Origin of the sequence: Pseudoalteromonas sp. BSi20429 (genome assembly GCF_000238895.1) — a bacterium.
Lineage (GTDB): Bacteria > Pseudomonadota > Gammaproteobacteria > Enterobacterales > Alteromonadaceae > Pseudoalteromonas > Pseudoalteromonas arctica.
Window position 1 is genome coordinate 1 of the sequence record NZ_BADV01000029.1, and the last position, 15,945, is coordinate 15,945.

A 15,945-nucleotide genomic window follows, 5' to 3' on the forward strand; every position below is an offset into this window, starting at 1 on the left:
TTTTTATTATCTAAATTAAAACAAAAAGATTTAACCGATAGCAGGGATTAGCCCCGCCATTTGCATAAACTGCGCAGCAATAATCGTTATGCCACATATAGCTGCTATGCCAAGCCCAACATTCCCACTTTTAACTTTATAGCCTGTTTTACTTGATGTTGTACGCTGTTTATAAACCATTGCTACAGGCAAAAATATTGCAAGTACGACAAGTGCTATTGCAGCGTAACCTAAAGCCATAATAAAGCCTTGAGGATAAAATAATGCAAAGCCAAGCGGCGGAATAAACGTAATTAAGGCCGTTTTAATTCGGTCCGTTTTATTGTCACCTTTTTTAAATGTATCAGCAAAAAAATCAAATAACCCTAAACTCACCCCTAAAAATGATGTCGCAAGTGCTAAATCAGCAAATAACTTAACGGCCGTTGCTACACTTGGGTTATGCGCAATACTTGCTACGCTTGATACAAAGCCACTAAGGCCTTGGCTGTTGAGTAAGTCAGCTTGGCTCATAATACCTTGGCTAAGTAGTTGCCAAAAAATATAAATGACTAAAGGCAGGGCGGCTCCAGCAATCATTACTTTGCGCAGTACTTTTATTTCTACACCAACATATTTAACAATTGAAGGAATAGAGCCATGAAAGCCAAACGAAGTAAATATAACCGGTATAGCCGAAAGGATTAACCCTTGCTCTACAGGCATTTCTAATAAATGCTTACCTTGTACATAAGGGGTTAGCATGTAAAACAAACTAGCTAATACAATAATTTTTATAGTAAATAACACTCTGTTTAGTTTATCTACCTTGCTAGTGCCTAGCGTTACCACACTTGCAATAATAACAGCGAGGATTACAGAGCCAAACTGTGGGGCTATATTTACATCAAAGCCTATATTTATACGCGCTTGGAGTTGTGCACCACCACCTGCAATATAAGCAGCGCATAAAGCGTAAAATAAAAAAACCATCGAAAAATTCGCGATGTATTGTCCGCGCTTTCCAAGCCATAATTTAGCCAACGTATTTAACGTTGCATCGCGTGGTGCATATTGATGTAGCTCTAGCATGAGTAGTGCGGTGTAGGTCATTAGTAACCAGCTAGCAATTATCAATGCAAGCGCGGTACTAAACCCAAGCCCGGCAGATGCAATTGGCAATGCCAACATACCTGCACCAATAGTTGTGCCTGCAACAATTAACATGCTTCCAGTTGTTTTATTTTTAAGCACTTAATTACCTTAATTATTATTAATATACATGCACGATATAACTAGTTACTCAAATCTCAAATAGTTTTGTAATAAAAGAACGGTATTAAAATGTAACCTACAATTTACAACTGTATTTATTAAGGACTTGTATGCATTTAAAAGTATTAAAATAGGGTGGTGAGGGTATAATTTTATGTACGTTGGATTGCGTTATAAAACGCTAAGGATTGGCATGTGCCGGTAAAAGTATCGTATTTTTTTATGGTTCTCATTTGGTCTACTACACCTCTGGGGATTGTGTGGAGCAGTGAAACAGTATCGCCAACGCTTGCTGTATTAATGCGTATGCTGGTGGGGTTGTTTTTAGGTGGTTTAATTGTTGCCATAACAAACATTAGAGTACCTTGGAGCAAAAATGCATGCTTACTTTATTTTTATTCGAGTATAGGTATTTTTGGCGGTATGTTACTAAGCTATATGGCAGCTAAAACAGTTCCTTCGGGTATTATTTCGCTTATGTTTGGCCTTGCACCTATTTTGTCGGGGTTGCTTGCTCAGCAGTTATTAAATGAACCTAAATTTAGCCCGATTAAATTAGTGGCGTTAGCGTGCGCCTTAATCGGCTTATATTTTGTTAGTTATAACCAAGTACAAAACTCGCAAACTCAAGGGCTCGGGTTACTTTATGTGTTTATGGCTGTCTGCTTTTTTAGTTTAAGTGGTGTGATGATTAAGCGCGTACAAATTGCGATTCATCCTATGGCGACAACATTTGGTGCCTTAGTTTTTGTAACCCCACTCTTTTTTATTGCTTGGTGGTTATTAGATGGTGAGTTGCATATACAAAACTGGAGTGCAAAATCATTGTGGGCTATTGGTTATCTAGGAATATTTGGATCTTTAGTAGGGGCTTTGGCGTATTTTCATGTGCTGCAAAACCTAAATGCAAGCACGGTATCACTTACTACACTTATAACTCCTAGCTTTGCGTTAGGCTTGGGAGCTTGGCTAAATAATGAGTCATTAAGCCAAGAACTAATAATTGGTGCGGTTATTATTTTAATTAGTCTAGGTTTTTTCCAATTTGGTGATAAGTTTTTAAGGCGAAATAAAGTAAACACAAATTAGCTTTACTACATTTTTTCAATTTAGTGATAAGTTTTAAAGCGAAAGAAAGTAAGCGCAAATTAGCTTTACTACATTTTTTCAATTTGAATAATTAAACGACGGTTTTTGTCTCGGCTTAAAATGTTATCGTTATTATCAACAAAGCGTTTTTCGCCCAAACCGGTTGTTTGTACTTTGGCTTCATCAACACCCAAGCTCACCATATAATCTTTTATAGTTTTGGCGCGCTTGCGCGATAAATCTAAGTTATTCCAGCGTCCGCCATAACTATCTGTGTATGAGTCAATACTAATGGACTCTATGCTTGCATCATTTTTTAAATACTCAGCAATCTTATCAAGACGTTGTTGCGAGGATTTAGTTAATTTACTGCTGTTAGATTGATAGTTCATTACAGTAAACGAAATATCTTCAAAGCTGTAAGGGAGTAGCTCATCACGGCATTGTAAAAAAGCCCAGTAAGCTTGTTTAAAGTTTACGCTCGATATACCAACGGCAATTTTATCGGCACTGTTTTGCCAGTCTTGATAATAAAAAGTAGGGTAGTAGCCTTTTTCAAGCTCGGTAAGCATTTCCCATGCGGTTTTATTGCCTAGCTCGCCATCAAACTTTTTAAGTAATTTCATATTTGCAATATCGCGAGCGGGCAATCCTGCACGCCATGTAGGTGGCACTGCTTTTAAACCTGCAATTGCGTAGTTATCTGGGCGTACAACCATATCTAAATTAAACGTTAAGTTTTTATTTTTACTTGCTGAAGCTTTAAAAATAGCTTCCCCATAATAAGGAACTTCATGATTTAATTGGCATTGTAAGCGCGTGGTTTTAACGACTTCCCAGTTGGAGTTGTCTTGGGTTGCTGTATATTGGCGCATAGCAGCTTGCGAGTGAGTACTGTAAAGTACTGCACTTATACTAAGGCTAATAAATAACAACTTATACTTCATGGTGCTCTCCAGCTATCCGGGAATGCCAATAATTTGGCAAATTAACGACTGCAATGATTAGTTTGTTCTCTGTATAACTAACTTATAAATTAAAGCAAGTTATGTGCCTACAATTTTAAAGCAATAAATACTTAAATCCCCTAGCCTAGGGGGCATCAATTTTGACATAATAGTCAGCTTACACGTATAAACAAAGAAGACTATGGCAAATACTGAGCAAACACCTTTCGCAAAACGCTTTCGTGGATTTTTTCCTGTTGTTATTGATGTTGAAACTGCAGGTTTTAACAAAGAAACAGATGCCTTGTTAGAAATAGCAGCTTCTGTTTTAAAAATGGATGACGAAGGACTGCTCAGCATAGATCATACTGTTCATTTTCATGTTCAGCCATTCGAAGGCGCTAATATAGAACAAGCAGCCATCGACTTTAACGGTATAGACCCGTTTTCACCATTACGTGGCGCAGTACCTGAAGATGAAGTAATTAAAGAAATATGTAAAGTAGTACGCAAAGCGCAAAAGGCTGCTGGGTGCCAACGTTCAGTTATTGTGGCGCATAATGCCGCATTCGATCATGGCTTTTTAAATGCAGCAATAGAGCGTAATAACATTAAGCGTACGCCATTTCACCCGTTCGTAAGCTTTGATACAACATCTTTAGCGGGTTTAGCGTTAGGGCAAACTGTATTAGCAAAAGCATGTAGAGCGGCTGGTATCGAGTTTGATAACAGCCAAGCGCACTCAGCGCTTTACGACACAGAACGTACAGCTGAGCTTTATTGTTTAATAGTAAACCGCTGGCAGCAATTAGGTGGTTGGCCATTAGCGCCACTAGATGACGCTGAAGTTGAAACTGAAAATGACGAAGAAACTAAAACGTCTGAGTAATTTTACCCTCAGTTAGCTTAACTAGGTGGGGCGGATAAATACGCGAAAATTGTTTAGAATCTTTCGCTATTTTAAGCTCCACACCAGGGTGCATTAATTCATTTACTTTTAAACGACTGCTGGCAAGTAATTGCACTATTTTTTGCTTAATAAGTAGTTTTTGACGATGAATATGCGCAGAGCGTATTTTTATATGCTTTTCATTTTCAGTTATCTTATTCATGAATTGCTGACGCTGAGCAGCCCCCGCAATTTTACTCGCTTTTTCACGAGCCTGTTGTAAAGCGGTTACTTTAGTCGCAAGTACTTTTTCAAAATCGGTTATTTGTGTTTGCTTTTGGCGAAGCTCAAACCAGAGTTGTGCTAAAAATACGCGTGTTTTAGTACCGGCTGGCGCGCCTAGCTCACCCGTTTCAATGCGCATAGCATCTAAAATATTACCGCCAATAATTTTACCTCGCGGATCATTTGCTTTGCCTACACGTATTAATCGCCTAGCACTTAAATCACAATGTAGAGCTTGGCGTTCAATAAATAAATCTTGTTCGGATTTAATATTGCAGTACTGGGCATAACCAATCGAAATAGTTCGCTGAGCGGTTATACAGCACGTAAATGCTTCCTCGCCTTCACGTTTTCGGCCAATTGCGCCAAGCATAATGGTTACCGCACTTTTACTTTCAACAGTTCCTGATTCCACAAAACCAAGTACCGTAATATCACCGTTGGCTTTTACACGCATGCCGTCTTTAATATCGCCAGTAATAATTACGCTACCATCAAAATCAACATGGCCTGTACTTACATCTACGTTATCAAAGCATAAAACGTCATCTACACGCATACCACGGGGTAGGGCAACGGGCACACCTTTGCAGTCGGCAATAAGCATATTAGGATTATTAGGATCTACTTTTGTACCTTCGAAAGGCTGGAGTTGGTGATCTTTACCTGGTTTTGCACTAATTGAATCGCCAAATACCGTATAGCCTTCTTCCCCAGGTGTAGCTGCAATACGCTGCATTAAGGGAGTGCCAGGTTTTACGGTGATAATAGCGCCAAGGTTTTTCATATCAACCTTACCGCCTTCTTTAGCTTGTGGGCTAAGTACTCGGTCTTGAGCTGTTGAGCATAAACGTACAAATTTGGCATCGCTGCCTTCTTTTGGATTGCGCCCATGTGCAATTATGGCACTGTAAGAGCTTCCTGCTGGTTGCTCAAACTGCTGGCCTAAAAAGGTATCAAGCGCACGAGGACTTATTCCTTTTTTAACACCTGCATCAGCAAGTGCTTTCTGCGCGCCTTCCATAGACAAAAGTGCGCCACCTTTAGCGGTAGTTAATGTTGCTTCTGCGACCATGTTTTTTTCATCAATATTAATGATAAGCGACGCATCTACAGCTTTAGCAACGACAAGCGATACTTCCTGATAGTTTTTAGTTGGCGCAAAAAGCTTTCCAATATTGGCAATGACAGCTTCGTACTCACTAAACTCAGATTGCTCTAGCATTTGCGTTAACTGAGTACTTGTAACAGGAAAACCACTATCAATAGGGTGACTTTCTAAAGAGACAAACCCTGTACTTTTATCAAATGAAAAAACCGACATTTATTAATTCCCTACTCTATGCCTGTTATTATTTTTATTTTTTACAACTAAAGGTTTAGAAATAGCAAAAACCTTAACTCCTCATTTGAACACAGGTTAAACACATTGTTAAGTAAATGTTTATATAGGCTTGCATAAACTAAATTTTGGTTACTTAACACGCGATTGGCACATACAATTAAAATAAAGCGTTACTAGGCCTTGAGTATCAGTACTTTACTCAGTTATACTGTTTGCACGCTCTGAATTGAGTTACTAATTCAGGGGCTGATTAGGATTCGACGGAATTCAAGAAGCCCAAGGTGCATGTCGAGGTGCGGTTTGCCTCGTTAAACAGCCGCAACCTAAAGTAATCGCAAACGACGATAACTACTCTCTAGCAGCTTAGGCTGGCTAGCGCTCCTTCCATGTATTCTTGTGGACTGGATTTTGGAGTGTCACCCTAACACCTGATCGCGACGGAAACCCTGGCCGGGGTTGAAGCGCTAAAACTAAGCGGCCTCGCCTTTATTTACCGTGTTTGTCCGGGACTTAAAGGTTAATTAAATGACAATACTAAACATGTAGTACCGACGGTCGAGGCTTTTCGGACGGGGGTTCAAATCCCCCCAGCTCCACCAATAAAGGTTTTTGAACTCGTTATTCGAAAACCATAAGAAACCCACAAATTTGTTAATCCAAATTTGCGGGTTTTTTTATGGAATTTATAAAGTAAAAGTAAAGTTTAAAAATGTCTTATAGCGCGTAGCTTCATTTTTATTGCAATCACAAGCAGGCTAAATAATGACAGCATACTTATTAACAACGTTAGATTAAGTATAGGGTTACTTGGCTCGTCGGTACTGACCGGAGAGTTGTTTGTAGTTTGCGAGTTTTGATGTTGCCTAATATAGCTTTGGCTGATCCAATCTACCGCGTTTATCCACTGTACTTTGGCGGGATCAGTATTGTTTAGCATCCCTATTGCGTGCTTATCGTTATCTAAGCTTTTTGAAAGTTGTATCAGTTGCTGCCAAAATTCATTTTTAGGGCCTAGGTCGTCTATTTCTTGTAGGTGCTGTTGTAATTTATCACCCCCCATCGTTTTTATATCAGCTTGTCCTGTACTTTGCGCGTAGCTATTTATTAGTGATGAAAAGCGACTAAAGTACTCATTACTTTTTTGCTGTGTAGGGTTCGCTGTTCGCTCGTTTGTTACTTTTTGTGTTGGTTGATTTAGGCTATTTTGATCAATCAAATATTGTTTATAGTTTTGGTAACTTAAGTTGTTTGTAGTTGTGTTATTTGTAGTTGTGTTATTTAGAGTGCCAAAGTTGTTTTTAAGTGCATTAACACTGATCACTACACCTACTAAGGTAATAATACAAAGTGCGCTATAGCAAAAGTACAATGCGCTTTTTAAAGTGTTACGCAGTAGTTTATATTTATTATAACTTTGCTTAATAGCTGCAGCTGTATTTGGGGCTTCGTCTGTATCTAGGCGTTCGTTTTGTATTGAAATACTTTTGCCGTCAGTACTTTCACTAATGTGTTTATCTGTATTTTTACTGTGCTCAGTGAGTGCTATTTGATTATTTTGAGATTGAGAGATTACAGTAATGAGTTGAGGTTCTACTTTAGTAATCAAACCTAGCTTTTTAAGTGAGGATTCTGTTTTAACAGCATCAATACTCGATAAGTCTTTTTTTAAAGCGTAAGCTTTTCCATCAAACAACTGAATAACAATATTATGAGGAATATTAAGAAGTTGGCTGAGTTGTTCTTGGGCAGAGGTAAGGTCAGTATTTTGATATAACTGACCATTAAAAACAATTTTAAATGTAGTGCTCACGTTAGTACCTTGCTTGTGTAATTCCATTTTTGGAATTTTATTTTTATTATTTGATACACCAAGCTAACTTAACAGATAAAGGGTATGCTTTCTAATGATTTGCGATTAAAAAAGCCCTAACAAACAGCGTTAAGGCTTTGGCGTGTAGCTGTTACTTTATCGTTTAGCGAGTGATTTTACAGATTGCTTTTGATCACTTGCTGGTTGGGTTGCTTTGTCTATTAATGTTTCAAGTGGTTTATTTCGAACGCACATAAGTACTTTGTTCATTGCTTGGCATGTGCCTGTCGCTTTTTTATCATGGCTTGTGTAGCTGCAATCTTCATTAATGGCTTTTGCTTCACATGCTTCCCAAGGCGCATTTGAGCCGTGGCCTGCATGACTTAGCGCTGAGCATGAGGCAGCAAGTAAAAAGCCAGTGGTTAGTGCTTTTATCACGTTAAATATTTTCATTAGTATCTCAGTTAATTATTTGGCCAGAATGCGAGTTATCTTGCGGTAGCACCTTTAAAACAACCAATAAACATGTTTTCAGATACATCGGCTGCATGGTAGTGGTATCCGCGTGTATCGTCGGTGTGGCCTCTACATTCGTCTAAATCAGTGGGTTCTAATCCATCTTCGTTAAGCATGCCAAATATACCAAATCCATCGAGTGCATAACCCATCATGGCGGCATGACCGTCTGATTGAATTTGTGTTTGGCTACAACCTGCTTCACCGTGGTAGTGATAGCCTGCTACTAAGTTAATATGGCCAGCGCAATCATCAAAGGCTGCAATAGTGTATGCGCCTAAAATAGCCTCAACAGGCGCGGGTGCAGCAAGTACAACACCATTGAGAGCAACACCCACATTAGCGTTACCAATACTGCTATTTTGAGTGGTTGCAACAGGCGTTATTGGAATTAAAAATGATTCTGATATACCGCCATCAACATAATCAATAGAGCATTCTACGCAGTGGTTTTGGTATTGTTCTTCTACGTTTGGACGTGCAGCGCCATCACACGATTCTTGTGTGTCGGTTACATTTACAAGGCCTGTACCTTCGTCGTATAGCTGCCAATGACTATCGTTATATAATGTAGGTAGATTTAAAATAAAGTCTCCGGTTATATCGTAAACCTCACCGGTGCCATCAAACCAAATACCGGCTTCGTCTGCTGTTGAGGTGATATTTTGAGGGCAAAATACACCAATCTCGTAATTTGAAGGCGCACCGGCAATATCAATTTTGTAGCATGAGGCTTCATCGCCATTACTTAGCGTACATGTTTGAGTGGTAATTGATGAAATGAGCGCATCGCTTTCAAAGTTAAAAGGGTCGACTTCTACAACAAAATCGGTTGAAGTATCTGTTGTAGTTCCCTCATCGGTGGTTGTTTCAGTTACAACTGTACTTTCAGCATCGCTACCGTTACAGGCAGCTAAACCCAGTGCGAGTATGCACACTGCAAGCGGTGTCAAAATTGGTGTGTTAAATCTTCTCATCAAAAATATCCGGTAATGAAGTTGAATGTATAATATTTGTTAAATGTGCAAACAAAGTGCAAAAACAACGCAACATAGTACATAGCACGAGATAGAAGCTGATAAAGTTTCTCTAAATGTGTTTAGTACCTTTTTTACTATTTAAATACTGCGACTTAAAAGTACTTAAAAGTACTTAAATAGGCAGTGGAGTTTTATGGATTTTTTATTTCCCGACAGCATGTCTTTATTTTTGTTTTTATTGTTAATGATCACCGCTGGCTTTACTTCTTTTATATCTGCTGCATTTGGTGCTGGTGGCGGATTAATGCTGCTTGTTGTTATGGCGTCGTTTATGCCAATGGCAGTTGTTGTGCCTGTGCATGGTTTAGTACAGCTTGGCTCTAATGCAAATAGGTTTTTACTCAGTTTTAAGCATATTGATAAAAGCATGTTTGTATATTTTGCGTTAGGCGGCTTAGTAGGGGCGGGGTTATCAAGTTTTGTTATTGATGATATATCGCTTGATGCTATGAAGTTAGTGGTCGCTATTTTTGTTATTTATTTACTGTGGGGTAAAACGCCACCTATAAAATTAACCTCTAAGGTGTGGCGTATGGTCGCCGGTGGAATAACTACTTTTATTTCTATGTTTGTGGGGGCGAGCGGGCCATTAGTTGGTAGCTGTTTATATATAAATAATTACGAAAAGTTAAAATTTACGGCAACGTTTTCGAGCATTATGAGTGTGCAGCATTTATTAAAAGCGATAATTTATGGCGCTGTTGGCTTTAGTTTTTGGCAATGGATACCGCTTGTAATTGCCATGGTAATAAGTGGCGCTGTAGGAACTTGGTTCGGAATTAAATTACTTAAAAGGATGTCTGGGGATAAATTTAAGCGTGTTTTTAGGATAGTTTTAACGTTATTAACGCTACAACTCGGTTGGCAAGGTATAAAAATATTACTCCACTAATTTGTTTAGTGGAGTAAATTTAATTTTATTAAACATAAATTATTTAAGAGGATTAAATAATTCATTGCGCCAAAAAGTTACTGATATAGAGCGACTATACTGTAATTTTTTGCCTTATCGATGAATTACATATTCTTTGTAATAATTGTTCATACGTTTAATTAAATTGGTATTAAAGCTTATTTAACAGCGGCTTTAATTGGCTTGTCGCCATCAAACAACTTAAAAATGCGGTTACTAATAAATGAGTTGGTCGCAATATGTAATAATGCATTGGCTACGTTTTCGCGGCTAATTTTAGCTTCTGAACGATCACTTGGTTGTTGCGTAGTTACTTGCATTGAAGCACTATCGTCAGTCAATGTACCAGGGCGAACAATGGTATAATTTAAACCACTGTTTATTAGGTGCTCGTCAGCCATATGCTTAGCAACTAAGTAAGGTTTTAAATCACCTTGAATCGAATCTGGATCGTCAGCACCAATTGAACTGACCATAATAAAGTGATTAACGCCGTGCTCTTTAGCGAATGTAGCTGCTTTTGTTGCAGCCCATAAATCAATGAGTACAGTTTTATCATCGCCTGTACTTCCACCAGAACCAGCAGCAAAAATCACTTGGTCACAGCCTTTCATTGCATCACCAAAATCGCCTTCAAGATCTTGCTCAACAATAGTTAAAAAAGAGCTGTTTAAATCGCTTAACTTATTTTTGTCACGCACTAATGCCACAACATTTTGCTCATTTTCTAAAAGTAGCTCAGTTGTCATTTTACCTATTTGTCCGCTTGCGCCAATAATTAGGGTCTTACTCATAATTAACTCCTTCCAATAAATAGTAAAAGTAATGTGCTTACAAACAGACCTTGGGGTAGGGGATTATTTTTAAAGGGTAAAAAAGAGTTTAAATGAGCTAATTTCAAAAAATACTTTAATTAAAATTCAATACTTAACTGAGTATTAAAATTAGCTGCTTTTGGTGTGTTTTTTTAGACCTTTTTATTCAACCATTATACTCACTTCGGTCACATAACTACGGCGGTATAGACTAATACGGACTTTACGTTCTTGGTAATTATAAAACAAAGTGCGATATGTACTATTGCCATTTGTTTTTGAAGGTTCCCCTAATTTTTGCTGATAAAAGCGAGTGATATCAGAAATTGAATCGGTTAAATAACCAGTACGTACCATTGGGTATTCGCTTGCTACGTCCATCGTTGTAACAAACTCTTCAGGAAGTGGGATTTCAGTGACGTTTTGGCTGAGTACGTTAAACGATAGAGTGCATAGCAACACTATTAAAAATGCTAAAGTTTTCATTAGAGTCCTTTGAGTAATAAATTCCTTTTATTGGTACTTATTTTACCTCAATAAGCACCGAAGTCATTTAAATTTTATTACGAATTAAGTCTCGCACTATAAACCGGGCAGGGTGAATAGCTTGGCTTACACGTTCGCTTAATGGACGGGGTTCGTTATTTAAACAACTTACGAGGTGGTCTGCACTTAGCGGTGCGCTGCATAAAGCGCGTGCACCAAAACCGGTAAAAATATGCAGGCCTTGTTGTGGTTTATTAAGTTGCTCATATTGGTAGCGTTTACCTAAACGTAGATTAGCAAAGGCCATTATGTAATCACTTTGCTCGCACCATTGCCCTGCCATCGGCAGGTGATCTATAAATGTGCAGCGAACAGCCGCTTTTGCCGAGGTTATATTGCCAAGGGTAGAGGCAAATTCACTTTGTTGGTAAAAGCTAAGTAGTTGCTCTTGGTTTAATTGGTTGTCGAGCGCTGTAACTTGGCGGCTTTTAGTGTTTTTTTCAAATGTGGCACCCATACAGTGATGATCTAAATAAGCCGGGGTAAAATACCCTTTATGGCATAGCACTGTTTTAAGTTTGCGTGATTGCTCACTTGCCTCAATATGTGAAACCTGACCACGCACGCCTACTATAGGTAGCGCTTTTGTTTGTTCAAATGCATCGCTGTGCTCGCCTGCACAAATAATTACATCGCTAAAAGGGCCTAGCTGCTCATCATTCGTTAATAAAAACCAACCGCTATCAGTTTTTTTAAGCTGCTTTATATTGCAGTTAAATAGGCTTTTAAATGGGTTTATGCTGTTTGCAGCGCTTAGCATAGCGTTTACTAATTGCGGCGGGTTAACCCAGCCGCCTTGTTCAAAAAACACGCCTGAATAACCTGTCGTTACGCCGGCTATTTCATCGCCTTGCTCTGCGGTTACGTTACGCATTAGCTGGGTTGGCCACAGTTGCTTTTGTGCTAAGTTTTCGTGCTTATCAGCGAGAGGTTTTTTCACTGCGTGTTGTAATACGCCGCACCAATCGTAATCAAAGCTAAAGCCGTTTTTGAGTAACTGGTTATACAAACGTTTTGCGTATAAAAAGCTATGTGCAAACAATTCACTGTGCGGCGAGTTTTTAGCTTGTAGGTGAGGGTAAATAGCGCCTTGCACATTGTGCGATGCCCCCATTGCAGGCTTTTCATCTTGGCAGAATAATTGGCTGGTTATGCCTCGTTTAGCCAAGCTGTATAAAATACAGCTACTGGCAATACCACCGCCAATGACCGCTACATTTTTTAAAGTACTGCTATCTTGATTAAAATAAGCGGGGGTTGATTGAGCGTTATTAACATGTTTAAGTTGGCCAGTCAGCATATCTTCTTTCTGATCAAAATCTTTGGCTTTTTTAGTACTAAAGCCAGCCTCTATTAATCCTCGTTGAACAAAGTCAGCGGCAGTAAAAGTCGATAAGGTTGCATTAGCTCTTGTTATATCAGCCATGGAGTTAAATAAACTTTGCTGCCACATATCAGGATTTTTACTTGGCTCAGGCCCATTTAAATACCAAGCATCAACAATTCCTGTTTGCGGATAGCTCATTGCTTGTATTGATTCAAGCGCATCACCAAAGTATAAATCGAGAACAACACTGCCATTATTAAATTCGAGCCGGTGGCATCCTTCTAAATTAATTGGGTAGTTTACTGTTAATTGCTCACTAAAATAACTTAAGGTAGGCCAAGCGGTTAATGCTTGTTTTAAGTCTGTTAATGTTAAGGGATTCTTTTCAAACGAAATATAGTGTAGGCGTTTTACGCTTTTTTCACATTCATTTTGAACTTGCATCCGCTCAAGGTGGTCTTTAAAGCGTTGCCACGTATTTAAAAAGTTTAAACCGGTGCCAAAACCGGTTTCGGCAATAACAAAATGTGATTGGTCATGATTTTGTAATCGTACATCTATATTATTTTGCTCATAGTACACATAATGCGATTGAGCTAAGCCATCGTCATTAGAAAAATAAATATCACCGGAGTCATTAGTCAAAGGTGTACCTAAATTATTAATGTGACTATGTGCGTTCTTAATCATAATTTTTTAAATTTATAGATATATTTTTAATTATTTTACGGGTTTTCTTTGTAATAGTCTGGCGTTATTTATAAGCTAGCAGTTCAGAGTACAAGTGTACGCTAGAAAGCTGACCACTTAGGTGATTAAATTCGCGTAAAATAGAATGCAATTAAGTATTAAGCTAAGGGAATTACCCATGAGAAGAGCTGTAATTACAGGTATCGGTGTTGTATCAAGCATTGGTAACAACAAAGAAGAAGTATTAGAATCGTTAAAAACGGGCAAAAGCGGCATCGCTTTTAACCAAGAATTTGCCGATTACAAGTTACGTAGTAACGTATCGGGTAAAATTGATATTGACGTTAAAGCACATGTTGACCGCAAAGCAATGCGCTTTATGGGTGATGCTGCTGCATATTCTTATATTTCGATGACTCAAGCAATTGAAGACTCAGGTTTGTCTGACGACCAAGTATCAAATGAGCGCACGGGTATTATTGTTGGCTCTGGCGGTGGTTCGTCTAAATGGCAGGTAGAAGCTGCTGATATTTTACGTGAAAAAGGCGTAAAACGTGTAGGGCCTTATATGGTTCCACGTACTATGGCGAGCACTACATCTGCTTGTTTAGCAACACCCTTTAAAATTAAAGGTGTTAACTATTCAATTAGCTCTGCATGTGCAACATCTGCGCATTGTATTGGTAATGCAGTAGAACAAATTCAATTGGGTAAGCAAGATGTTGTTTTTGCTGGTGGCGGTGAAGAACTACACTGGACATTGGCAATGGAATTTGACGCTATGGGCGCACTTTCTACTAAGTACAACGAAACACCAGAAAAAGCGTCTCGTACATACGATGCAAATCGCGATGGTTTTGTTATATCTGGCGGCGGCGGTATTGTTGTAGTTGAAGAACTTGAACATGCACTTGCACGTGGCGCGCACATTTACGCTGAAATAGTTGGTTACGGTGCAACATCAGATGGCTACGACATGGTTGCTCCATCTGGCGAAGGTGCAGCACGTTGTATGCGCCAAGCTATGCAAGATGTAGACAGTATTGATTACTTAAACACGCATGGTACATCTACACCTGTAGGCGACGTTAAAGAGCTTGGTGCGATTCAAGAAGTGTTTGGTGGTAAGTCACCAATGATCAGCGCAACTAAAGCAATGACGGGTCATGCTCTCGGTGCTGCAGGTGTTCACGAAGCTATCTTCTCATTATTGATGCTAGAACACAGCTTTGTAGCGCCTTCAATTAATATTGATGAGCTAGATGAGCAAGCGGCAGGTTTAGATATTATTACTGAACGTCGTGACGTTGAGTTAAATACTGTAATGTCTAATAGCTTTGGCTTTGGTGGTACAAACGCTACTTTAGTTATGAGTAAGTACAAAGGTTAATTTGAGCTTATAAGCCCTAAATATGTAAACACATGTCAGGGCTAAACTGCTTAAAACAAAAAAGGAAAGCCGAGGCTTTCCTTTTTTATTATCGAAAGTTAAATTAACCTTCGTTATGTTCTTTACGCGCTTGCTCAATTTCGTCAGCAATTTCTTGCGCTTTCTGCTTAGTTTTTTCAGTTAACTCGCCAGCAGTTTCTTTGCTTTTAATCCATGCATCAACCGCAATCTCTTTGCCGTCGTCGTACATGTCTAAGCCCATTGTTTTACTTTGCTCTAATAGCTCGTTTAAAGACTCATCATTTTTAAGATCGTTAGTTGTCTCTTTAACGTCGTTCCATGCATCACCAAGCTTTTCTTGCATTTGTGCGCTTTTATCTTTTGCATCTTCTTTTACTTCGTTGGCATCTTCACAACCAGTTAATGTAATTAAAGTGCCTAATAAAGCTAAACCTGCTAATTTATTCATGTGCTATCTCCTTTAGAGACTGATAATTAATTCGAGGCAGACTATACAACAATGAAAATGAACGCCCCCGTAACAAAACGATTAAATTTTAAATTAATGAATGAGCACGATTGGCCTCAATTATTTGAACTCGACCAAGACCCCGCCGTAATGCAGTATTTAACGCGAGGTGTACCTACCTCTTTAGAGCAAATAAAAAATGAGGGAGTGCCTCGTATGCTCGCATATAGAAATGAGCTAAAAGGCTGGGGGCTGTGGAGTATCACTCTAAAGCAAACCAATATACTTATTGGCTGGGTATTAATAAGACCTATGGATTTCTTTAGTGATGCACCAAATTACAGCGATATTGAAATAGGTTGGCGCTTTAAACAAGCTAGTTGGGGGCATGGTTATGCAACCGAGGCGGCTTTAGCATTACGTGATGAACTCATTAAGCAAGATGACGTTAAGGCGATAAGCGCAACTGCACTAAAAGATAATACGGCCTCTATAACAATAATGAAAAAGTTAGGCCTGCAATTTATAAAAAATTATACACATACAGATGAGCAAGGCGACTTACCCGCGGTACTTTATTCAAAAAACGTTTGAAGATGATTAAATATCAACAGCATAAA

Annotated in this window: 15 protein-coding genes and 1 other RNA gene; 6 read left to right on the forward strand and 10 right to left on the reverse strand. The window is 38.8% G+C overall.

Annotation, left to right across the window (positions count from 1 at the left end; genetic code table 11):
• Nucleotides 1-30: 30 nt before the first annotated feature.
• Nucleotides 31-1,233 carry an aromatic amino acid transport family protein gene (locus P20429_RS13175; RefSeq protein WP_007581988.1) on the reverse strand — a complete coding sequence of 401 codons (1,203 nt, stop codon included), beginning with the start codon at nt 1,231-1,233 and terminating at the stop codon, nt 31-33.
• A 216-nt stretch (nt 1,234-1,449) separates the two neighbouring features.
• On the opposite strand from P20429_RS13175, the gene P20429_RS13170 reads away from it, so the two are divergent.
• Nucleotides 1,450-2,343, forward strand: coding sequence for a DMT family transporter (locus tag P20429_RS13170; RefSeq protein WP_007581989.1), 894 nt, complete (start codon nt 1,450-1,452; stop codon nt 2,341-2,343).
• A gap of 68 nt (nt 2,344-2,411) precedes the next feature.
• On the opposite strand, the gene P20429_RS13165 is transcribed toward P20429_RS13170, so the two are convergent.
• Complete coding sequence (locus P20429_RS13165) at nt 2,412-3,290, reverse strand: OmpA family protein (protein WP_007581990.1); 879 nt, start codon at nt 3,288-3,290, stop codon at nt 2,412-2,414.
• A gap of 202 nt (nt 3,291-3,492) precedes the next feature.
• Between P20429_RS13165 and rnt the strand changes: the two genes are divergently transcribed.
• A complete protein-coding gene (gene rnt / locus P20429_RS13160; RefSeq protein ID WP_007581991.1) occupies nt 3,493-4,179 on the forward strand; it encodes a ribonuclease T in 687 nt (228 codons plus the stop codon).
• On the opposite strand, the gene P20429_RS13155 is transcribed toward rnt, so the two are convergent.
• The gene (locus tag P20429_RS13155) at nt 4,163-5,788 is read right to left on the reverse strand and encodes a DUF342 domain-containing protein (RefSeq protein ID WP_007581992.1); all 1,626 of its coding nucleotides are present in this window, start codon (nt 5,786-5,788) and stop codon (nt 4,163-4,165) included. The two genes, rnt and P20429_RS13155, sit on opposite strands and share 17 nt — an antisense overlap.
• 263 nt (nt 5,789-6,051) lie before the next feature.
• On the opposite strand from P20429_RS13155, the gene ssrA reads away from it, so the two are divergent.
• Nucleotides 6,052-6,408, forward strand: a transfer-messenger RNA (tmRNA) gene (gene ssrA / locus P20429_RS20280).
• Nucleotides 6,409-6,512: 104 nt separating this feature from the next.
• Here ssrA and P20429_RS13150 read toward each other — a convergent pair.
• The 3 genes from P20429_RS13150 to P20429_RS13140 all read right to left on the reverse strand — a co-directional run bounded on the left by P20429_RS13150 (nt 6,513) and on the right by P20429_RS13140 (nt 9,112).
• Nucleotides 6,513-7,619 (reverse strand): hypothetical protein, encoded by a 1,107-nt coding sequence (locus tag P20429_RS13150; protein ID WP_237715150.1) that lies wholly within the window; start codon nt 7,617-7,619, stop codon nt 6,513-6,515.
• Nucleotides 7,620-7,775: 156 nt separating this feature from the next.
• Nucleotides 7,776-8,072 carry a hypothetical protein gene (locus P20429_RS13145; protein ID WP_007581994.1) on the reverse strand — a complete coding sequence of 99 codons (297 nt, stop codon included), beginning with the start codon at nt 8,070-8,072 and terminating at the stop codon, nt 7,776-7,778.
• 35 nt (nt 8,073-8,107) lie between these two features.
• The gene (locus tag P20429_RS13140) at nt 8,108-9,112 is read right to left on the reverse strand and encodes a YHYH protein (protein ID WP_024591658.1); all 1,005 of its coding nucleotides are present in this window, start codon (nt 9,110-9,112) and stop codon (nt 8,108-8,110) included.
• A 196-nt stretch (nt 9,113-9,308) separates the two neighbouring features.
• On the opposite strand from P20429_RS13140, the gene P20429_RS13135 reads away from it, so the two are divergent.
• Entirely contained in the window at nt 9,309-10,067 is a 759-nt protein-coding gene (locus tag P20429_RS13135; RefSeq protein WP_007581996.1) for a sulfite exporter TauE/SafE family protein, read from the forward strand.
• A 179-nt stretch (nt 10,068-10,246) separates the two neighbouring features.
• Here P20429_RS13135 and P20429_RS13130 read toward each other — a convergent pair whose 3' ends face one another.
• From P20429_RS13130 to mnmC, 3 genes are all read right to left on the reverse strand, one after another.
• A complete protein-coding gene (locus P20429_RS13130) occupies nt 10,247-10,882 on the reverse strand; it encodes an NAD(P)-binding oxidoreductase (protein WP_007581997.1) in 636 nt (211 codons plus the stop codon).
• Nucleotides 10,883-11,065: 183 nt separating this feature from the next.
• The gene (locus tag P20429_RS13125; RefSeq protein WP_007581998.1) at nt 11,066-11,389 is read right to left on the reverse strand and encodes a hypothetical protein; all 324 of its coding nucleotides are present in this window, start codon (nt 11,387-11,389) and stop codon (nt 11,066-11,068) included.
• A gap of 67 nt (nt 11,390-11,456) precedes the next feature.
• Nucleotides 11,457-13,466: a bifunctional tRNA (5-methylaminomethyl-2-thiouridine)(34)-methyltransferase MnmD/FAD-dependent 5-carboxymethylaminomethyl-2-thiouridine(34) oxidoreductase MnmC gene (mnmC, locus tag P20429_RS13120; protein ID WP_033026524.1), complete on the reverse strand. Its 2,010-nt coding sequence runs from the start codon at nt 13,464-13,466 to the stop codon at nt 11,457-11,459.
• Nucleotides 13,467-13,644: 178 nt separating this feature from the next.
• Here mnmC and fabB point away from each other — a divergent pair, with 178 nt between their 5' ends.
• The gene (fabB, locus tag P20429_RS13115) at nt 13,645-14,856 is read left to right on the forward strand and encodes a beta-ketoacyl-ACP synthase I (protein ID WP_007582000.1); all 1,212 of its coding nucleotides are present in this window, start codon (nt 13,645-13,647) and stop codon (nt 14,854-14,856) included.
• Between the two features lie 103 nt (nt 14,857-14,959).
• Here fabB and P20429_RS13110 read toward each other — a convergent pair whose 3' ends face one another.
• Nucleotides 14,960-15,325, reverse strand: a complete 366-nt coding sequence (locus P20429_RS13110) for a hypothetical protein (protein WP_007582001.1) — start codon at nt 15,323-15,325, stop codon at nt 14,960-14,962.
• A 51-nt stretch (nt 15,326-15,376) separates the two neighbouring features.
• Here P20429_RS13110 and P20429_RS13105 point away from each other — a divergent pair, with 51 nt between their 5' ends.
• Nucleotides 15,377-15,919, forward strand: a complete 543-nt coding sequence (locus P20429_RS13105) for a GNAT family N-acetyltransferase (RefSeq protein WP_007582002.1) — start codon at nt 15,377-15,379, stop codon at nt 15,917-15,919.
• The last annotated feature ends 26 nt before the right edge of the window (nt 15,920-15,945 follow it).

What these genes read in the sequence shown, in the direction of transcription:
- P20429_RS13130 (WP_007581997.1), bottom strand. Translation starts at nt 10,882, where the DNA reads ATGAGTAAGACCCTAATTATTGGCGCAAGCGGACAAATAGGTAAAATG.
- P20429_RS13140 (WP_024591658.1), bottom strand. Translation starts at nt 9,112, where the DNA reads ATGAGAAGATTTAACACACCAATTTTGACACCGCTTGCAGTGTGCATA.
- P20429_RS13105 (WP_007582002.1), top strand. Translation starts at nt 15,377, where the DNA reads ATGAAAATGAACGCCCCCGTAACAAAACGATTAAATTTTAAATTAATG.
- P20429_RS13110 (WP_007582001.1), bottom strand. Translation starts at nt 15,325, where the DNA reads ATGAATAAATTAGCAGGTTTAGCTTTATTAGGCACTTTAATTACATTA.
- fabB (WP_007582000.1), top strand. Translation starts at nt 13,645, where the DNA reads ATGAGAAGAGCTGTAATTACAGGTATCGGTGTTGTATCAAGCATTGGT.
- P20429_RS13145 (WP_007581994.1), bottom strand. Translation starts at nt 8,072, where the DNA reads ATGAAAATATTTAACGTGATAAAAGCACTAACCACTGGCTTTTTACTT.
- P20429_RS13135 (WP_007581996.1), top strand. Translation starts at nt 9,309, where the DNA reads ATGGATTTTTTATTTCCCGACAGCATGTCTTTATTTTTGTTTTTATTG.
- P20429_RS13155 (WP_007581992.1), bottom strand. Translation starts at nt 5,788, where the DNA reads ATGTCGGTTTTTTCATTTGATAAAAGTACAGGGTTTGTCTCTTTAGAA.
- P20429_RS13165 (WP_007581990.1), bottom strand. Translation starts at nt 3,290, where the DNA reads ATGAAGTATAAGTTGTTATTTATTAGCCTTAGTATAAGTGCAGTACTT.
- rnt (WP_007581991.1), top strand. Translation starts at nt 3,493, where the DNA reads ATGGCAAATACTGAGCAAACACCTTTCGCAAAACGCTTTCGTGGATTT.
- mnmC (WP_033026524.1), bottom strand. Translation starts at nt 13,466, where the DNA reads ATGATTAAGAACGCACATAGTCACATTAATAATTTAGGTACACCTTTG.
- P20429_RS13125 (WP_007581998.1), bottom strand. Translation starts at nt 11,389, where the DNA reads ATGAAAACTTTAGCATTTTTAATAGTGTTGCTATGCACTCTATCGTTT.